General features: G+C 68.2%; 13 protein-coding genes, 15 tRNA genes and 1 pseudogene. 21 read left to right on the top strand and 8 right to left on the bottom strand.

Annotated elements, in window-relative coordinates; genetic code table 11:
- Nucleotides 1–335: 335 nt before the first annotated feature.
- The 17 genes and pseudogenes from BKN37_RS18390 to BKN37_RS18325 all read left to right on the top strand — a co-directional run bounded on the left by BKN37_RS18390 (nt 336) and on the right by BKN37_RS18325 (nt 2,730).
- Nucleotides 336–407, top strand: a tRNA-Val gene (locus BKN37_RS18390).
- A 51-nt stretch (nt 408–458) separates the two neighbouring features.
- Nucleotides 459–665, top strand: a pseudogene (locus tag BKN37_RS27925) (HNH endonuclease); the annotation flags it as partial.
- A gap of 56 nt (nt 666–721) precedes the next feature.
- Nucleotides 722–794: transfer RNA gene (locus BKN37_RS18385), tRNA-Asn, on the top strand.
- Between the two features lie 5 nt (nt 795–799).
- Nucleotides 800–884: transfer RNA gene (locus BKN37_RS29255), tRNA-Tyr, on the top strand.
- A gap of 1 nt (nt 885) precedes the next feature.
- Nucleotides 886–959 (top strand) — tRNA-Gln (locus BKN37_RS18380).
- A 9-nt stretch (nt 960–968) separates the two neighbouring features.
- A tRNA-Gln gene (locus BKN37_RS18375) sits at nt 969–1,040 on the top strand.
- A gap of 4 nt (nt 1,041–1,044) precedes the next feature.
- Nucleotides 1,045–1,118 (top strand) — tRNA-Glu (locus tag BKN37_RS18370).
- Nucleotide 1,119: 1 nt separating this feature from the next.
- Nucleotides 1,120–1,195: transfer RNA gene (locus BKN37_RS18365), tRNA-Phe, on the top strand.
- 1 nt (nt 1,196) lies between these two features.
- Nucleotides 1,197–1,268 (top strand) — tRNA-Glu (locus BKN37_RS18360).
- 4 nt (nt 1,269–1,272) lie between these two features.
- Nucleotides 1,273–1,357 (top strand) — tRNA-Ser (locus BKN37_RS29250).
- 2 nt (nt 1,358–1,359) lie between these two features.
- Nucleotides 1,360–1,436, top strand: a tRNA-His gene (locus BKN37_RS18355).
- Nucleotides 1,437–1,502: 66 nt separating this feature from the next.
- Nucleotides 1,503–1,576: transfer RNA gene (locus BKN37_RS18350), tRNA-Ala, on the top strand.
- A 92-nt stretch (nt 1,577–1,668) separates the two neighbouring features.
- Nucleotides 1,669–1,742, top strand: a tRNA-Arg gene (locus BKN37_RS18345).
- 15 nt (nt 1,743–1,757) lie between these two features.
- Nucleotides 1,758–1,832 (top strand) — tRNA-Arg (locus BKN37_RS18340).
- A 76-nt stretch (nt 1,833–1,908) separates the two neighbouring features.
- Nucleotides 1,909–1,984, top strand: a tRNA-Leu gene (locus BKN37_RS18335).
- Between the two features lie 4 nt (nt 1,985–1,988).
- Nucleotides 1,989–2,062, top strand: a tRNA-Ile gene (locus BKN37_RS18330).
- A 209-nt stretch (nt 2,063–2,271) separates the two neighbouring features.
- Nucleotides 2,272–2,730 (top strand): SRPBCC family protein, encoded by a 459-nt coding sequence (locus BKN37_RS18325; RefSeq protein WP_071028411.1) that lies wholly within the window; start codon nt 2,272–2,274, stop codon nt 2,728–2,730.
- A gap of 46 nt (nt 2,731–2,776) precedes the next feature.
- On the opposite strand, the gene BKN37_RS18320 is transcribed toward BKN37_RS18325, so the two are convergent.
- From BKN37_RS18320 to BKN37_RS18290, 7 genes are all read right to left on the bottom strand, one after another.
- A complete protein-coding gene (locus tag BKN37_RS18320) occupies nt 2,777–3,322 on the bottom strand; it encodes a DinB family protein (protein WP_071028410.1) in 546 nt (181 codons plus the stop codon).
- 45 nt (nt 3,323–3,367) lie between these two features.
- Nucleotides 3,368–3,664 (bottom strand): hypothetical protein, encoded by a 297-nt coding sequence (locus tag BKN37_RS18315; protein WP_071028409.1) that lies wholly within the window; start codon nt 3,662–3,664, stop codon nt 3,368–3,370.
- Nucleotides 3,665–3,729: 65 nt separating this feature from the next.
- Entirely contained in the window at nt 3,730–4,158 is a 429-nt protein-coding gene (locus BKN37_RS18310; RefSeq protein ID WP_071028408.1) for a hypothetical protein, read from the bottom strand.
- A 37-nt stretch (nt 4,159–4,195) separates the two neighbouring features.
- Entirely contained in the window at nt 4,196–5,926 is a 1,731-nt protein-coding gene (treZ, locus tag BKN37_RS18305; protein ID WP_071028407.1) for a malto-oligosyltrehalose trehalohydrolase, read from the bottom strand.
- Nucleotides 5,919–8,198 (bottom strand): malto-oligosyltrehalose synthase, encoded by a 2,280-nt coding sequence (treY, locus tag BKN37_RS18300; protein WP_071028406.1) that lies wholly within the window; start codon nt 8,196–8,198, stop codon nt 5,919–5,921. The genes treZ and treY overlap by 8 nt, the downstream gene beginning before the upstream one ends.
- 3 nt (nt 8,199–8,201) lie before the next feature.
- The gene (glgX, locus tag BKN37_RS18295) at nt 8,202–10,370 is read right to left on the bottom strand and encodes a glycogen debranching protein GlgX (protein WP_071028405.1); all 2,169 of its coding nucleotides are present in this window, start codon (nt 10,368–10,370) and stop codon (nt 8,202–8,204) included.
- A gap of 59 nt (nt 10,371–10,429) precedes the next feature.
- The gene (locus BKN37_RS18290; RefSeq protein ID WP_071028404.1) at nt 10,430–12,601 is read right to left on the bottom strand and encodes an acyltransferase family protein; all 2,172 of its coding nucleotides are present in this window, start codon (nt 12,599–12,601) and stop codon (nt 10,430–10,432) included.
- 475 nt (nt 12,602–13,076) lie between these two features.
- Between BKN37_RS18290 and BKN37_RS18285 the strand changes: the two genes are divergently transcribed.
- Nucleotides 13,077–14,042, top strand: coding sequence for a hypothetical protein (locus BKN37_RS18285; RefSeq protein WP_071028403.1), 966 nt, complete (start codon nt 13,077–13,079; stop codon nt 14,040–14,042).
- A gap of 78 nt (nt 14,043–14,120) precedes the next feature.
- On the opposite strand, the gene ripD is transcribed toward BKN37_RS18285, so the two are convergent.
- Nucleotides 14,121–14,777 (bottom strand): NlpC/P60 family peptidoglycan-binding protein RipD, encoded by a 657-nt coding sequence (ripD, locus tag BKN37_RS18280; protein WP_071028402.1) that lies wholly within the window; start codon nt 14,775–14,777, stop codon nt 14,121–14,123.
- Between the two features lie 148 nt (nt 14,778–14,925).
- Between ripD and BKN37_RS18275 the strand changes: the two genes are divergently transcribed.
- The 3 genes from BKN37_RS18275 to BKN37_RS18265 all read left to right on the top strand — a co-directional run.
- Nucleotides 14,926–16,242 (top strand): adenosylmethionine--8-amino-7-oxononanoate transaminase, encoded by a 1,317-nt coding sequence (locus BKN37_RS18275; protein WP_071028401.1) that lies wholly within the window; start codon nt 14,926–14,928, stop codon nt 16,240–16,242.
- A gap of 32 nt (nt 16,243–16,274) precedes the next feature.
- Nucleotides 16,275–17,423 carry an 8-amino-7-oxononanoate synthase gene (locus tag BKN37_RS18270; protein WP_071028400.1) on the top strand — a complete coding sequence of 383 codons (1,149 nt, stop codon included), beginning with the start codon at nt 16,275–16,277 and terminating at the stop codon, nt 17,421–17,423.
- Nucleotides 17,420–17,549: nucleotide-binding protein (locus BKN37_RS18265; RefSeq protein WP_479724557.1), on the top strand; the 130-nt coding region annotated here is incomplete at its 3' end. The genes BKN37_RS18270 and BKN37_RS18265, both read left to right, overlap by 4 nt.

The raw sequence follows: 17,549 nt of genomic DNA, 5'->3' as shown, positions 1-17,549 counted from the left end.
GCCAAAAAACACGCCGCGGCAGCCCTTGCCAAACAACACCAAATCGCCTAGCGTTCAACATGACTCGTTGATCACAACGCGTGAACCACGCCCGATCCGAAGTCCACCACTCCACGGGACGCTATCCTGGGCATCGACACGGCTGCTGCCCGGATATTCGATACACCCACGCTGCCTCCGAGATCGTTGAGGAACGGCTGGAGATAATTTCGACCATAACGAGGGAGGATGCCGGTTTCGGGGAGGCACGCCGGGTCAACTACCCTGTTCGCAACCGGGTCGGCGAGGTCGGCGGGCACTAGAGATAACAAATCGTGTCATCCCGACCAAGATTTGCCCTTGTAGCTCAGCGGGAGAGCACCTCGCCTACAACGAGGATGTCGGGAGTTCGATTCTCTCCAGGGGCTCAGAGGTATTGCGCGGTAGGACAATTCGGTTAGTCCGCTGGGCTCAGAACCTACTGCGGCGAATACGGCGACACCCTCGATCATGTGATACCGGAGTCCCGTGGCGGCCCGAACACGTGGGAGAACCTGGTGACCGCATGCGCACCGTGCAACGGGCGCAAAGGCAACCGCACACCGGGTGAGGCCGGAATGAGGTTGCGCTGGGAGCCCTACGAACCCCGTGAACGGCAGCGTTACCGGGTGCCCGAGCTGGTGTGAACACACACCGGGTGTGCATGACACACATCCGGTGTGTGTTCAGCCGACAACGACTTTGCCCCGTAGCTCAACTGGCAGAGCAGCGCATTGTTAATGCGCGAGTTGCAGGTTCGATCCCTGCCGGGGTAGCCCCTCTGCGTGCGGTGACGATGGCGTGTCACGACTGGCTGTAACCCAGTTGCTTCGGCTCAGTGGGTTCGAATCCCTCCGCGCAGACCATTGCCCGCTAGCACAACTGGCAGTTGCGCCTGGTTCTGGCCCAGGAGGTTGTAGGTTCGAGCCCTGCGCGGGCAGCACGCACGGTGACCTGTGGTGTAATTGGCAGCACGGCTGATTTTGGTTCAGCCAGTTCAGGTTCGAATCCTAGCGGGTCAACTCAGGTCCGTTGGTGTAACGGCAGCACATCTGGTTCTCAGCCAGACAGCAGGAGTTCAACTTTCCTACGGACTGCCAGGCCGTCGTAGCTCAACCGGGAGAGCGCCGATCTGAAATGTCGGAGGTCGCTGGTTCGACACCAGCCGTCGGCACCATGCCCCTGTGGTCTACCGGTAAAGATTCCGCTCTTTCACAGCGGAGGAACGGGTTCAACTCCCGTCAGGGGCACGTGGGAAGGTAGCGCGTCGAGGTGGCGCATCCCGTTTCGAAAACGGGCGCGGGGCGATCGCTCTGGGGTTCGAGTCCTCTGCCTTCCGCTGTGTGCGACGCCGAAGTGGTCGAGGCCCTTGGTTGTGATCCAAGGTTCAGCGGGTTCAAGTCCCGCCGCACACCCCAGTGTCCGGTAGCTCAGTCGGTCCAGAGCGCCGCTTGATACCAGCGGGCGCATCACGATGCGGGAATGGGGTGCTAGCTCATCCTGGAAGAGCGCTGGTTTTGCACACCAGAGGCGCGGGGTTCGAGGCCCCGGCACTCCACGAGGGAAGACGAACTGCCGAAGCCGCGGGGCCGGTTGCTAGCTGGTACGGCGGCGATGCCGTTGCGGAGCATTACCTCCGTTTTCCGCAATGCCCTTGTAGCTCAACAGGACAGAGCATCGCTCTCCGACGGCGAAGGTTGGCGGTTCGAGTCCGTCCAGGGGCACTTTCGTCCGCATAGCTCCCGGTAGCTCAATGGAAAGAGCGGCAGCCTACGAAGCTGCGTCATGTGGAGGTTCGAATCCTTCCCGGGAGACTGTTCTCAATACCTGTTCCTTGGAACTCCTTCAGATGCCCGACCCGCACGATCGGTGAGCCTGGTCGGCGCACCCGTCCCCGTAGCCCAACCCGGTAGAGGCGGCCGGCTTAAACCCGGTCCAGGTGCGGGTCCGACTCCCGCCGCGGGCACACTGCGCAGGTAGCTCAGTCGGTGAGAGCGCCGCTCTTATAAGGCGGATGTCGCGAGTTCAATCCTCGCCCTGCGCACTCGACTTCATTCACCAATGCCGGTGTCGCACATGTTGGCTTGTGCTTCGCGCTGAACAGCTCGTGCCCCGCGCTGCGCGTGATGAGGCGTTAGGGCTTAATTAGTCGTTCCGGTATAGCCCAGCCGAGTACAGGGGCAATCCATGCCCGGCTTCGCGGAAGGCGGGCGGCGGTTGTGGGGTAGCCGTTGGGGTGCTTGGATCGAGTGTATGGCAGCTGAGGCCCTGGGGGATCGCGTGGTGAGCGCCAACCGGGTGATTGCGGCTGGGGCAGAACAGATTTTCGCGCTGATCGCGGACCCGGCTCAACAGCCCCGGTGGGACGGTAACGACAACCTGGCCGAGGCACCCGCCGGGCAACGGGTGCGCGCCGTGGGGGACCGGTTCACCATGACGACCACGAAGGGCAATGTGCGGGAGAACCACGTGGTGGAGTTCGACGACGGAAGGCGGATCGCCTGGCTGCCCGCGGAGCCCGGCCACCAGCCGCCGGGTCACCTGTGGCGCTGGCAACTCGAGCCCGTCGACGCCGGACATACCCGCGTCACCCACACCTACGACTGGTCCGCGTTGACCGATGAGAAGCGCTTCCCACGCGCCCGAGCCACCACCGCGGACAGGCTGCGGGCGTCCCTTGACCGGCTGGCGGACCTTGCCGAACGCGAGTGACTCGTGTCGCGCTAGGCAAGGCGTTGGTGTCGACGAACCGCACAGTTTACCCGGATCCGATGGCCGCGCCGATCCGGTTGATGTCGGATAGGTGATGAACTCCCTCGTGCATGGCCTGGCGGACCAGCCACCGCGCCGTGCGGGTCTCACCCGGCAGGCGGGTCCCGATCCGCTCCCAGTCCTGCCCCGCGGTGGCCGTGACCTCCTCGCAGAACCCCGCGACAGCCGACTCGAGCTCATCAAGCACTGCGGTGAGCTCGCGCTCGTTGTAGCGGAAGCGGCGCGCCCGCAGGTCGTTGAAGAGGGGCTCGAGTGCTGGAGTGTCCTCGGTGCGGATGCGGTGCAATCGGATCGTGGAAACCATGTAGACATCGCGCAGGTGGCATACATATTCGGTGACCGACCACGCCTGAGGGCTGAGCCGGGTCCCGCGGGCCGCGGCGGGGACGCCGGCGACCGCCCCGCGGACAGCGGCGGGCAGCTCGGTAATGACCGCGACGGCGTCGTCGACGCTGATGTCTGAGTACGCCAGGTTGCAGTCTTCGCAGACATGATCCTCAGCCGCTAGTGGCGGCAGCTTGGGGCGAGTCATGCCCAAGTTGCGACGAGCTGGTCCGGGAAGTGCTTCATACGGCCGTTATCGCTGGTCAGTGGAGGTGAGCACCCATTGGTCAAGTTCGCTGTCAGTGGCTACCGGAATGTCACCGAGCAGCGGCCGGATGCCCGCCGCGATACGGTCCCTGGCGGCTAGCTGTTCACCGTCATTTTCCGCGTACACGTCGATCGCGAAGCCCATGCCCGGGTAACCGTCGCCATCGGTGTCAACACCATATTCCGTCTCATCGCCGGTCTGCTTCTGCCATGTCGCCACGCCCTCGGTCACCTGTTCGACGGTAGCGCGGTGACCGACATACACAGTGCGGGCGTCGGTCATGACTTCCAGTCTCGCGTAGTTGCGTGAGTCGCTCAATGATCCAAGAGTCCGGACTGGGGAACGCCTCACGCCGGGTCGACCTGGACCAGCATCTCGTCATTGGCCCGGAAGATCGGCTCCAGCGGCACGTCGAACCGCGCGGCCATCTCGGTGAGCTGCGTCGACCACACCCGGTCGGCCGACGAGACCGCGCCGCGGCCGGGCCCGGTTAACAACAGGGCCACGCTGCTGTGGGCCGGCATGTCGTCGCGCAGCAGGGTGCGCAGCGCCGACATCAGGTTTTTCAGCGGCCGGGACTGCGGTCGGGGCCCGATCGGAACCTGATTCAACATTTTGATGAACCGGCGATCCGGCCCGATGAACCCGAACCACAGCAGGCGTTCACCGAACCCCAGTGGTCCCATCAGCGCACGCCATCGTTGCCGCAGATCCGCCGCGGAATGCACCGGGTCGGTGGCGGTCTCGATGGGCGGCAGTACGTCGTGATCAGTCATGCCGCGAATCGTGAGCGCTTCGCCGCGACGGCGCCAGTCAGTTATCCACAGCCCGCAGGACCGCGAACGCGTGCCCGGGCAGCGTGGTGTGCTCGGCGGCCAGCTCCGGCTCACCCCAGGCCAGCACCAGCTCGCCGGCCACCGGCACGGTCACCGGTTCGGCGCCGAGGTTGCACGCGATCGCGAGCCGGCCGCGGTGCACGACCACCCAGCGGGAGTCCTCGTCGTAATCGACCACCAGATGCGGTAGCCACGGGTCGGCCAGGTCGGCTTCGCTGCGCCGCAGCGCCAGCAGATCGCGATACAGCCGGTGCAGCCGGGCGTGCTCACCGGTCTCGACCTCGGCCCAGTTCAGTTTGGAGCGGCGGAACGTCGCCGGATCCTGCGGGTCGGGGATCTCAGCGGCGTCCCAGCCGTGGTCGGCGAACTCGCGTTTGCGGCCCTCGGCGGTGGCCCGGGCCAGCTCGGGCTCGGGATGCGAACTGAAGAATTGGAACGGTGTTGAGGCGCCCCATTCCTCACCCATGAAAAGCATTGCCGTATACGGTGATCCGAGCACCAGGGCCGCCTTAACCGCGAGCTGACCGGCCGACAGATTCTGGGAGGGCCGATCACCCAGCGCGCGGTTACCGACCTGGTCGTGGGTGCAGGTGTAGGCCAGCAGCCGGGTGGCCGGAATCGCCGAGGTGTCCAGGGGCCGCCCGTGCCGGCGGCGACGAAACGACGAATACGTGCCGGCGTGGAAGAACCCGTGGCGCAGGGTGCGCGCCAGCGTGGCCAGCGAGCCGAAGTCGGCGTAGTAGCCTTGCCGTTCCCCGGACACCGCGGTGTGGATCGCGTGGTGGATGTCGTCGTCCCACTGTGCGGTCACCCCGTAGCCACCCCGGTCGCGCGGGGTGATCAGCCGCGGATCGTTGAGGTCGCTCTCGGCGACCAGCGACAGCGGGCGGCCCAACTGCGCTGCCAGCCGGTCGGTTTCGCCGGCCAGCTCCTCCAGGATGTGGATCGCGGTGGTATCCACCAGGGCATGCACCGCATCCAGTCGCAGACCGTCGGCGTGGAAGTCGCGCATCCAGCGCAGCGCGCAGTCCAGGATGTAGCGGCGCACCTCGTCGGAATCGGCGTCGGCGATATTGATGCCCTCACCCCACGGGTTGCTCGCCGAGGACAGGTACGGGCCGAACCGGGGCAGGTAGTTGCCCGACGGGCCCAGGTGGTTGAACACCGCATCGATCAGCACCCCCAGGCCGCGGGCATGGCAGGCGTCGACGAAGGAGACCAGCCCGTCGGGCCCGCCGTAGGGTTCGTGCACGGCGTACCACAGCACCCCGTCGTAACCCCAGCCGTGGGTCCCGGAAAACGCGTTGACCGGCATCAGCTCGACGAAGTCGACGCCCAGATCGACCAGGTAGCCCAGTTTTTCGATCGCGGCGGCGAAGGTGCCAGCCGGGGTGAAGGTGCCCACATGCAGCTCGTAGATCACCGCGCCGTGGACCGGGCGGCCGGCCCAGTCGCCGTCGGTCCAGGTCGCCGACGCGGGATCCCACAGCTGGGACCGGGCGTGCACCCCGTCGGGTTGCCGCGGCGACCGCGGGTCCGGCAGCACCGTGGGGTCGTCGTCGAGGACAAAGCCGTACCGGGCCTCGGGTGCGGCGTCGACGGTGATCCGCCACCACCCGTCGGTGTAGGGCGTCATCGGGTACTGCGCATCGCCGACGTCGAGGTGCACCTGCTCGGGTTTGGGTGCCCACACCGCGAATTCAGGCATCGGTGCGCTCCAGCAGGGTCACCGGCATGCTCGCGAACAAGTCGGCCGCCGGGGTGGGGCCGGTCCAGCGGGTGTCGGTGAGCCGGTCGGTCCAGCCGCCGGGGGGCAGCGCCAGGGTGGTGTCGCCCCAGCCGGTGTCGGCCAGCCGCACCGTCCAGCGGCTGACCGCCACCACGACGTCCTCGCCGCGACCGAACCCCACCACGTGCTCGGCGGCCGGCCCGGCCGCCAGCACCGGGCGACAGCCGCCGCGCAGGAAGGTGTCCGGGCGGGCGCGGCGCATCCGTAGCGCGGCGCGCACCACCCGGATCTTGGGATGGGTCAGCGACTTCAGCGCCGCGCGCCGCTCCGCGTAGTCGACCGGGCGGCGATTGTCCGGGTCGACCAGGCTGTCCTCCCACAGCTCGCTGCCCTGGTAGACGTCGGGGATGCCCGGGGCGGTCAGCGCCAGCAGTTTTTGGCCCAGCGCGTCGCTCTCGGCGTGCGGGTGGAGTTCGGTGACCAGCGCGGTCAGCTCACCGGCCAGCGGACCGTCGAGCACGGTGTCCAGCCACCGGTGCACCGCAGCCTCGAAGTCCGGGTCCGGATCCTGCCAGCTGGTGCGCCGCGCGGCCTCGCGGGTCGCCTTCTCGGTGTACCCGTGCAGCCGGTCGCGCAGCGCAGCGGTGATTGCGCCATCCACCGGCCACACCCCGAAGATGTTCTGCCACAGGAACAGTCCGGTTGCCGCGTCGGGGCAGGGGGCAATGGTCTCGGCGTGGGCGACGAACTGCGCCCAGCGCGACGGCACCTGGGACAACACCCCGATCCGGGCCCGCACATCCTCGCCGCGTTTGGTGTCGTGGGTGGTCAGCGTGGTCATCGCCTGCGGCCACAGCCGCGCCCGGGTGGCGGCACGCTGATGAAACTCCGCCGCCCCCACTCCGAACCGCTGCGGGTCACCCCCGACCTCGTTGAGGGACACCAGCCGGGCGTCGCGGTAGAACAGGCAGTCCTCGCTCGCCTTGGCGGTCACCGCACCGCACAGCTGCTGTAAGCGGGCCGCCGGCTCGCCGCCGGCGGCGATCGCGGCCGCCACCAGTTGGAGCGGTGCACCCAGATCCGGTGCCGCGGCTTCGGTTTCGGCCAGCGCGGTGGGCAGCACGGCGGCCAGCCCGCGGTAATCGCAACGGTAGACGTCGATGCGGCTGAGCAGGGCGGCCAGCGCGTCCGGCAACCGCGGATGGTCGGCGCCGGCGTCCGCCACCACGCAGCGCCGCAGCCGGTGCAGCTCGGCGGCCAGGGTGTCGGTGGCGGTGTCGACCTTGAGGTCGCGCAGCACACCGGGGTCGTCGACGCCGGCCAGCGCGGTCAGCGCGGCGGCCCCGGACGGATCGAGGAAAATCCCGCCGAGCTCCCGCAACGCGTCGTAGCCGGTGGTCCCGGCCACCGGCAGGGTGGGTTCCAGCGCTTCGTCGGCGGCCAGGATCTTCTCGATGACGATCCAGGTGTCCGGGCCGAGCAGTTCCCGCAGCCAGCGCAGGTAGCCGGCCGGGTCGGCCAACCCGTCGGGGTGGTCGATGCGCACCCCGTCGACCAGGCCTTCGGTCACCCAGCGGGCCACCTCGGTGTGGGTGGCGTCGAACACCGCGCGGTCCTCCTGCCGCAGCCCGGCCAGCGAGGTGATCGAAAAGAACCGGCGATATCCGCACACGCCGCGCCGCCAGCCCACCAACCGGTAGTGCTGCCGGTCGTGGACTTGCCGGCCGGTGCCCGCGCCGGTGCCCGGGGCGATCGGCAGGACCAGGTCACCCAACCGCAGCCGCTCACCGTCGACCGTGAGGTCGGCGACGTCGTCGTCGGAACCCAACAGCGGCAACACGATCCGGCCGTCGTCGAGGTCCCAATCGATGTCGAAGAACTGCGCGTATGCCGAGGAACGGCCATACCGCAGCACATCCCACCACCAGCGGTTTTGCTCGGGCCGGTCCACGCCGACGTGGTTGGGCACGATATCGATGATCAGCCCCATCCCGCGAGCGCGCGCAGCCGCCGACAACCGCGCCAAACCCTCGGGGCCGCCCAGTTCGGCGGACACGGTGGTCGGATCGGTGACGTCGTAGCCGTGGCTCGACCCGGTCACCGCGGTCAAGATGGGGGACAGGTACAGATGCGACACCCCGAGCTCGTCGAGATAATCGAGCAGGTTCTGTGCGTCGGCGAAGGTGAACGCGAACCCGCTATCCGGGCCCCGCAGCTGTAAACGGTAGGTGGACAGTACCGGAAAAACCATCGCTCACAGCGTCTTACGCAAGATCATCAGCGAGCGCGCGGGCAGCGTGATCGTCGCGCCGGCCGGTACCACCGTGTCGGTGGCGCCGACCGCGTCGGTGGTGTCCAACTCCGCCGTCCACTGCTGGGCGTAGTCGTCGTTGGGCGTGACGAAGTCCACCGCCGCGTCATGGGCGTTGAAGCACAACAGGAACGAGTCGTCGACCACCCGCTCGCCGCGCGCGTCGGGTTCGGGCAGCGCATCGCCGTTGAGGAACACCATCACGCACTTGCCGAACTCGCTGTCCCAGTCCTGCTGGGTCATTTCCTCGCCGGCCGGGGTCAACCAGGCGATATCGCGGACCTCGTCGCCGCTGCGGATCGGTCGGCCTTCAAAGAACCGACGGCGGCGAAACACCGGATGGTCGCGGCGCAACGCGGTCGCCTTGCGGGTGAAGTCCAGCAGGTCGGCGTTCTTCTCGGCCAGCGACCAGTCCATCCAGGACAATTCGGAGTCCTGACAGTAGACGTTGTTGTTGCCGCGCTGGGTGCGGCCGAACTCGTCGCCGTGCGCGATCATCGGGGTGCCCTGGCTGACCATCAAGGTGGCCATGATGTTGCGGATCTGCCGGGCCCGCAGCGCCAGGATGTCCGGGTCGTCGGTGGGGCCCTCGACGCCGCAGTTCCAGGACCGGTTGTAGCTTTCGCCGTCGCGATTGTCTTCGCCGTTGGCTTCGTTGTGCTTCTCGTTGTAGCTGACCAGGTCGGTCAGGGTGAACCCGTCATGGCAGGTGACGAAATTGATGCTGGCGCTGGGGCGGCGCCCGGTGGCCTCGTACAAATCCGAGGACCCGGTCAGCCGGGAGGCGAACTCGCCGAGCGTCTCGGGTTCGCCGCGCCAATAGTCACGCACCGTGTCGCGGTACTTCCCGTTCCACTCGGTCCATAAACCGGGAAAGTTGCCGACCTGGTAGCCGCCCTCGCCGACATCCCACGGCTCGGCGATCAGCTTGACCTGGCTGACCACCGGATCCTGCTGCACCAGGTCGAAGAACGCGCTCAGCCGGTCGACGTCGTGCAGTTCGCGGGCCAGCGTGGAGGCCAGGTCGAACCGGAACCCGTCGACGTGCATTTCGGTCACCCAGTAGCGCAGCGAATCCATGATCAGTTGCAGGGTGTGCGGGTTGCGGGCGTTGAGGCTGTTGCCGGTGCCGGTGTAGTCCTTGTAGAAGCGCGGATCGTCGTCGGCGAGCCGGTAGTAGGCCGCGTTGTCGATGCCCCGGAAATTGATCGTCGGCCCCAGATGGTTGCCCTCGGCGGTGTGGTTGTAGACCACGTCGAGGATGACCTCGATGCCCGCCTCGTGGAAGGTGCGCACCATCGCCTTGAACTCGGCCACCGCACCGCCGGCGTGGCGGCTGGCCGCGTATTGGTTGTGCGGCGCGAAGAAGCCGAAGGTGTTGTAACCCCAGTAGTTCCGCAGGCCCAGCTCCAGCAGCCGGTGGTCGTGCAGGAACTGGTGCACCGGCATCAGCTCGATGGCCGTGACATTCAACGAATCCAGGTGATCGATGATCACCGGGTGGGCCAGGCCCGCGTAGGTGCCGCGCTGTTCCTCGGGGATGCCGGGGTGGGTCTGGGTCATGCCCTTGACGTGGGCCTCGTAGATGACCGTCTCGTGATAGGGGGTGCGCGGCGCCCGGTCCGACGCCCAGTCGAAATACGGGTTGATCACCACGCTGGTCATGGTGTGGCCCAGCGAGTCGACCATCGGCGGGGTGCCGGTGTCGGACGGGTCGCCCGCCGCGGCCGCCATGTCGTAGGAGAACAGCGCCTGGGTGAAGTCGAAGTCGCCGTGGAACGCTTTCCCGTACGGGTCCAGCAGCAGCTTGCTCGAGTCACAGCGGTGCCCGGCGGCGGGGTCCCATGAGCCGTGCACCCGGAATCCGTACCGCTGCCCGGGCCCGATGGTCGGCAGGTAGGCGTGCCAGACGTAGCCGTCCACCTCGCCCAGGTCGATCCGGGTCTCGCTGCCGTCCTTACCGATCAGGCACAACTCGACCCGCTCGGCGATCTCGGAGAACAGGGCAAAATTCGTGCCGGCGCCGTCGTAGGTGGCACCCAGCGGGTAACTGCTGCCCGGCCACACGGCGCTGACCGCGGGCCCGCTACCGGTCTCCGCTGGCTGGGTCACTGACTCATTGGACGGCACGAGTCGACTTTATCCGGGTCGGGGGGAAAGCGAGCGCGATGTCACCACCAGCCCGTGGCCGCGGCGATCTGCCGGCCCAGCTCGCCGGACATGGTGCGCACGTAGGTGGCCGACAGGTGATGAGAGTCGTGGTAGATCAGCACATTTCCCTCCACCGCGCGACACATCTCGTGACGGCACAACGCGTCGGACATGTCCAACGGCTTGAGCAGCGGGAACTGTCCGACGAAGTCAAGGGTGGGGTTGTGGTCGGACAGCACCTCGGCGCGCTTCATGCCGCAGGACACCGCGTTGCCGCCGTCGGCCAGGCAGTCCGCGGGCTCGAACGGGCCACCGTCTCGCACCAACCACGGGGTGTCCCGCATGGCGAGCACCGGGATGTTGTTGTCGGACAGCGTCTGCCAAATCCCGACGTAGCTTGCCGGCATCACGTCGCCGGGTTTGATGTTCCACGGCCGCGTCGACGTGGTGAACACGTAGTCCGGCCGGTCGGCGACCAGCTTGGCCATCGTTTGCTGCACCCAGTCGTGGCACTGCGGGTAGGGGGCGTTGTTGCCCATGATCAGTGGCACTTCCTCGGTGGACAGCGGGCAGCCCATCTTGAGGTAGGTCACCACCTTGAAGTGGTGCATGCGGCCGAGCAGGTCCAGCGCGGTGAGCCAGTGTTCGGCGTGCGAGCCGCCGGCTAGGGCGATGGTGCGGGTGGCGTCGGTGTCCCCGTAGCTGCAGTTGATGATCGCCGGATTCTTGAAGTCGCTGATGCATCCGTCTTTGGTCGACGGCGGCAGGTCCTTTTTGACCTCCAGCACGGTGGGGCGCATCCGCAGCTTGGGCACTCGGGCGTGTTTGATCAGTGCCCGCGCGCCGGGGTAGTCGTGGGCGCTGAGCCCGGACAGCTCCTTGCCGTTGGCGCGCTGCACGGTGACGTGTTCACGCCAGGTGAACGACGTCGCGGTCAGCGCCACCCCGAGCAGCACCACCGTCGAGCCGAGCGCGATCGTCGGTCGGCGCAACCGCACCCGCCACGGAATCTTCGGCGTCGGGTGCGCGGCCGTGGCCGGCCCGCGGTACCGCAGCGGATCCTCGACGAAGCGCAGGGTCAGGTAGGCCAGCACCCCGGAGACCAGCAGGATCGCGGTGCCCTCGAGGAAGTTGGCGTGCCGGTGGCCGGTGTAGGACAACCAGAAGATGAGCAGCGGCCAGTGCCACAAATACAGCGAGTAGGCCATGGCGCCCAGCGTCATCAACGGGGCCGCCGCCAACAGCCGGTTGGGCAACGGCATCCGGTCGCTGGTGCTGGGGTGGGCGTGCCGGTTGGCCCCGGCCAGGATGAACAGCACCGTCGCCCCGACCGGCACCAGCGTCCAGGGTCCGGGGAACTCCTTGACGCCGTTGATCAGTGCCCCGCAGGACAGGATCGCGCCCAGCGCCACCGTGGCGATCAGGGTGCGCAACCACAGCGGCCAGCGGATGTAGGGGACCAGCGCACCGGCGAGCGCCCCGATCAGCAATTCCCAGGCCCGGGCGAAGCTGTTGTAGTAGGCCTGAGCCTGATCGGCCTGGTGCGCGAAGATCGCGTACACGAACGACGCCACCGTCAGCGCGGTGAGCAACACCACGAACGCCGCCCGCAGCCGGCCGCCCAGCGGCCGGCGAAACAGGTAGGCGAAGCCGAAAACCAGCACCAGGAAGGCGATGTAGAACTGGCCCTGCACCGACATCGACCAGATGTGCTGGAGCGGACTGACCGCCTCACCGGCGCGCAGATAGTCGGCCACGGTGTGCGACAGTTCCCAGTTCTGGTAGTACCCCAGGCTGGCCAGGCTCTGGTCGGCGAACGTCTCCCAGCGGGTCTGCGGCTGCACCAGGATGGTGAGCACCCCGGATGCGGCCAGCACCACGACCAGCGCCGGCAGCAGCCGGCGGACCAGTCGGGTGACTTGCGGTGTCAGCGCCAGCGACGACGCCGGGTTGAGCGCGGCACGCAACAGCTTGCCGCCAAAAAAGAAGCCGGACAGGGCCAAAAACACGTCGACGCCGCCGGAGACCCGGCCGAACCAGACGTGAAACATGGCGACCAGGGCGATCGCGATACCGCGCAGGCCGTCGAGATCGTGACGGTAAAAACCGCTTGTCCGAGTCCCCATCGCGGCGTCGGGGGCGGGCGCCGGAACGGTCGCACGCGTCGGCCGGGGCGCGGTGAGGGTCAGCATGATCGCCAGACAATCTACCTAATCTGCGGTCTGTCACCCGAGCACCATGACGGCCGAACGGCTGTGAAATCCCCCTCGTTGACCTGAGATCGGGGGTTTGCGTTTGCTCGCCACCTGCCCGCCAGACATGACCCACCGGGGCCGGGGTGCGCACGCCGGTGGCATCCGTGGCATGCCGGGATCGGCGATCCGCCGCGCCGCCGGGTCCAAGACAGCAAATTAGTGCCGCAAATGACCATCGCCCGGACCCACCTAGATGTTTACTGAGCGAGCCGCGGCGGCAGACGCTAGTGGTCCCGCTAGTGCGGCAGAATGCCGGTGCTGATGGTCCTGAAATAGCAGTTCAGGGTCGGTATTAGGTCAACAGCGTCCAACTTTCCGGAATTTTTGTTGCCGTTAAGCCTACTCTCAAGTAATGTACGCGGCATCTGCTGTGGCATAGGTCACAGCGACCTCACAGCAAAGGAGAAGTTTCGTGCAACCAGCACTGAACCTCGCAGCGGGCGACGGTGTCGTGGCCTTGGGTGCGCCGCGCTCGACCGCCCGGCTGCGGCCCTACCTGGCTGCGGGGGTCGCCCTGGCGGGCGCGAGCCTGATCGCCATCGGCCCGGCGGCGCCGACGATGGCCGGGATGCAGGAGCGCGCGGTGGAACTGGCCAGCGCGGCGGACCTAATCGCGAGTGTGCCCAACCCGGTCACCGAGTGGCTCAACGTCTTTTCGGGGGCGTTCACCAACGTCACGCAGATCGGACAAGAGATCCTGGCCGACCCGCTGCCGATCCTGACCCAGGTGCTGCACAACCAGATCGGTTTCGCCGACACGCTGGTCACCAATGGGCAAAGCATCGCCGGCACCCTGGGCGAGTTCTTGGTGCAGAGTTTGCCGCAGGCGCTGCAAGCGCTGGTCAGCGGCATCGCGTCCGGCGATATCAGCGACGCGGTCAGCAACTTCAACTCCGACCTGCTGCTGGGCCTGCTGCCGGTCGCATTTCCGCTGCAAACCATCCTCGGGATTCCTCAAGAGATGGCGCAGAATCTGACCAATGCGCTCGGCACCTTGCCGGGTGTCGGATTAAGTGCGCTGCTCGCCCCGGTGGGCGTGCTGTTCGGCACCACGCAGGCGCTGGCCGACAGCGCCCAATCGGTGGTCGACGCATTCGGTGCCGGTCAGCCGTTGGCGGCGTTCACCGATCTGCTCAATATCCCGGCCGTGGTCACCGGCGCGCTGCTCAACGGGTACTCCACGGAATTCGTCGACTACACCGGGCTGCTCAGCTCGGGCGCCAGCGTGGCGGGCTCGGGCATTCTCTACGACTTCCTGGTTCAGTTTCCCCAGGAGATCGCGCAGGCGCTGGGGGCGTCGTCGGCCGACGCGCTGGACCCGACGTCAATGGTGGCCGACCTGGGATCGCTGATCGCCAGCATCTTCACCGCGTTCTGAGTCCGGACCCCCAAGCCGTGGGCATCCTTTCCGCGGCGTCCCCCACCGCGGGAAGGATGCCCACCATCACCGCCGCGATTACCCGGTGATGATGCGGGTCAGGTAGGGCGTCATGTTGGTGGTGCGCGCGGCGGAGACGGTGACCGCGGGCTCGGTGGCCTCGATCATCTGCCCGTTGCCCAGGTAGATCGCCACGCTCTGGCTGCCGCCGGGCCCGAAGCAGATCAGGTCGCCGGGGCGGGCCTGCGCCGGCGGGACCTTTTGGCCGACGTTGCACTGCTCGCCCGAGGTCCGCGGCATCTTGATCCCGGCCGCGGCGAAGCTGTACTGCACCAGGCCCGAGGAGTCGAAGCCCACCGTGCCACTGCTCGGCGAGGTGGCGGTGCCCGGAGCTATGCCGGTACCCGGAACTCCGGCGGTGCCGGGGGCAGTGCCGGGCAAGGTCGCCGTGCCGGTCCGCGGCAGGGTGGCACCGGGAGCGGTGGCCGTGCTCGGGAAGCCCGTCGTGCCGGGGAAGGTCGAGGTGCCCGGAACGGTCGCGGACGTTTGCCGGGCGCCGCTGGTGGGCCCCGAGGTGTTACCGCCGCCGTAGACGTACGGCACCCCCCGCTGGGAAAGGGCCCGCTGGATCACGGAGTTGATGGCCTGTGACGACGATCCGGGAACGGCGTTCGCGAGACCGGGTGCGGTCATCGACAGTGCCAAGCCGATCGCGGCGGCGTAGATGCGTCTCATGAGGATTCCGTTCCATTCACAACAGTCACTACAGACACTTCTACAACATAGGGAGGGGTCAGCGTATAGGTCGGCCGGAGTAGAGAGGCGAATTTTGCCGGACCGTGACCGACTGGTGATCCAGTCTGGGGCACTACGCTCGATCTCCGTGGCCACGGCGACTCCCCAGGCGAACCCCAGGTTGAGCCCGGAGCAGATCAGCGCGATCGACGCCGCCCATCTGTGGCACCCGTACAGCACGATCGGCGCCGAGGCCGTGCCGCCGGTGGTGGCGGTGGCGGCCCGCGGCGCCTGGCTGACGCTGAGCCGCGACGGTCGGTCGATCGAGGTGCTGGACGGGATGAGTTCGTGGTGGACCGCGATCCACGGCCACGGCCACCCGGTGCTGGACGCGGCGGTGACGGCGCAGCTGGCCACCATGAACCACGTCATGTTCGGCGGCCTCACCCACGAACCCGCCGCCCGGCTGGCGCAACTGCTGGTGCAGATCACCCCCGCCGGGTTGGACACCGTGTTTCTCTCCGACTCCGGCTCGGTGTCGGTGGAGGTGGCCACGAAAATGGCGCTGCAGTACTGGCGGGCCCGCGGCATGCCGGGCAAGCGCCGGCTGATGACCTGGCGGGGCGGCTACCACGGCGACACCTTCATGCCGATGAGCATCTGCGACCCCGACGGCGGCATGCACTCGCTGTGGACCGACATCCTGGCCCGCCAGGTTTTCGCCCCGCAGGTGCCGCGCGACTACGACCCCGACTACACCGCGGCGTTCGAGGCGCAGCTGGCCGCCCACGTCGCCGAGCTGGCCGCGGTGGTCGTCGAACCGGTGGTGCAGGGCGCCGGCGGCATGCGCTTCCACGACCCCCGGTACCTGCGCGACCTGCGCGCCATCTGCGATCGGCACGACGTGTTGCTGGTCTTCGACGAGATCGCCACCGGGTTCGGTCGCACCGGTGAACTGTTCGCCGCCGACCACGCCGGCGTCAGCCCCGACATCATGTGCGTCGGCAAGGCCCTGACCGGCGGCTATCTCACCCTGGCCGCCACCTTGTGCAGCACCGAGATCGCGCACACCATCAGCTCCGGTGAGGCCGGCGCCCTGATGCATGGGCCCACCTTCATGGCCAACCCGCTGGCGTGCGCGGTGTCGGTGGCCAGCACCGAGCTGCTGCTGGGCCAGGACTGGCGCTCGACCGTCGCGCAGATCGGCGCCGGGTTGACCGCCGCGCTCGAGCCGGCGCGCGCCCTGCCCGGGGTGGCCGACGTGCGGGTCCGCGGCGCGATCGGCGTCATCGAACTGCACGCGCCGGTGGATTTGGCCGCGGCCACCCCGGTGGCGCTGGACCACGGCGTGTGGCTGCGCCCCTTCCGCAACCTGGTGTACGCCATGCCGCCCTACATCTGCACGCCCGAGGAGATCGCCCAGCTCGGCTCGGCAATGGTCGCCGTCGCCGGTGCAGTAACCTAAACGGTGTTCAAGTCTGGTCGAGGGAGCATCGGGTGACGCGTACGGGTCTTTCCCCGCTGGCCTGGCTGGCCGAGGTGGAGCAACGGCGCCGCCAGGCCGGGCTGCGGCGCACGCTGAGGGCCCGGCCCGCTGTGGCCACCGAGCTGGACCTGGCGTCCAACGACTACCTCGGGCTGTCGCAGCATCCGACGGTCATCGCCGGCGGGGTGGAGGCGCTGCACACCTGGGGCGCCGGCGCCGGCGGATCCCGGCTGGTGACCGGCAACACCGAGCTGCATGAGGAATTCGAACAGGCGTTGGCCGACTTCATCGGTGCCCCATCGGGTTTGGTGTTCTCCTCCGGGTATGCCGCCAATATCGGGGCCCTGGTCAGCCTGTCGGGTCCGGGCGCGCTGGTGGTGTCCGATGCCTACTCGCACGCGTCGCTGGTGGACGCCTGCCGGCTGTCCCGGGCGCGGGTGGCGATCACACCGCACCGCGATGTCGACGCGGTCGCGGCGGCGCTGGCCGGGCGCGATGAGGAGCGGGCGGTCGTCGTCACCGAATCGGTGTTCTCCGCCGACGGTGCGCTGGCCCCGCTGCGGGAACTGCACGAGGTGTGCCGCCGCCACGGCGCGGTCCTGCTGGTCGACGAGGCGCACGGGCTCGGGGTCCGCGGCGACGGCGGGCGCGGGCTGCTGCACGAGGTCGGGCTGGCCGGGGCGCCCGACGTGGTGATGACGACGACGCTGTCCAAGGCGCTGGGCAGCCAGGGCGGTGTGGTGCTGGGGCCCACCGCGGTGCGCGACCACCTGATCGACGCCGCCCGGACCTTCATCTTCGACACCGGGTTGGCGCCGGCGGCCGTCGGTGCGGCGGGGGCGGCGCTGCGGGTGCTGGCCGCCGAACCATGGCGCGCCGAGGCGGTGCTGCAGCACGCCGGCCTGCTGGCGAGGATCTGCGACGTTCCCGACGTGCCGCAGTCCGCGGTGGTGTCGGTGATCCTCGGCGATCCGGAGGTGGCGGTGGCCGCCGCGACCGCCTGCCTGGACGCCGGGGTGCGGGTGGGCTGCTTCCGCCCGCCGACGGTGCCCGCCGGGACCTCGCGGCTGCGGCTGACCGCCCGCGCCTCGTTGGACGCCGACGAACTGGAGCTGGCGCGCCGGGTGCTGACCGACGTGCTGTCGGCCACCGGGCGATGAGCGTCCTGGTCGTCACCGGCACCGGCACCGGCGTCGGCAAAACCATCGCCACCGCGGCGCTGGCCAGCTGCGCCCGGCGGGCCGGCCTGGACGTGGTGGGGTGCAAACGGGTGCAGACCGGCACCG

Source organism: Mycobacterium talmoniae, from assembly GCF_001854525.1.
In the GTDB taxonomy this organism is placed as follows: Bacteria; Actinomycetota; Actinomycetes; order Mycobacteriales; family Mycobacteriaceae; genus Mycobacterium; species Mycobacterium talmoniae.
This window is presented reverse-complemented; position numbering and strand designations above follow the sequence as displayed.

Coding starts and splice junctions, on each gene's coding strand:
- BKN37_RS18320 (WP_071028410.1), bottom strand. CDS start 3,322: ATGACTCGCCCCAAGCTGCCGCCACTAGCGGCTGAGGATCATGTCTGC.
- BKN37_RS18325 (WP_071028411.1), top strand. CDS start 2,272: ATGGCAGCTGAGGCCCTGGGGGATCGCGTGGTGAGCGCCAACCGGGTG.
- ripD (WP_071028402.1), bottom strand. CDS start 14,777: ATGAGACGCATCTACGCCGCCGCGATCGGCTTGGCACTGTCGATGACC.
- BKN37_RS18290 (WP_071028404.1), bottom strand. CDS start 12,601: ATGCTGACCCTCACCGCGCCCCGGCCGACGCGTGCGACCGTTCCGGCG.
- BKN37_RS18315 (WP_071028409.1), bottom strand. CDS start 3,664: ATGACCGACGCCCGCACTGTGTATGTCGGTCACCGCGCTACCGTCGAA.
- treY (WP_071028406.1), bottom strand. CDS start 8,198: ATGGTTTTTCCGGTACTGTCCACCTACCGTTTACAGCTGCGGGGCCCG.
- treZ (WP_071028407.1), bottom strand. CDS start 5,926: ATGCCTGAATTCGCGGTGTGGGCACCCAAACCCGAGCAGGTGCACCTC.
- BKN37_RS18310 (WP_071028408.1), bottom strand. CDS start 4,158: ATGACTGATCACGACGTACTGCCGCCCATCGAGACCGCCACCGACCCG.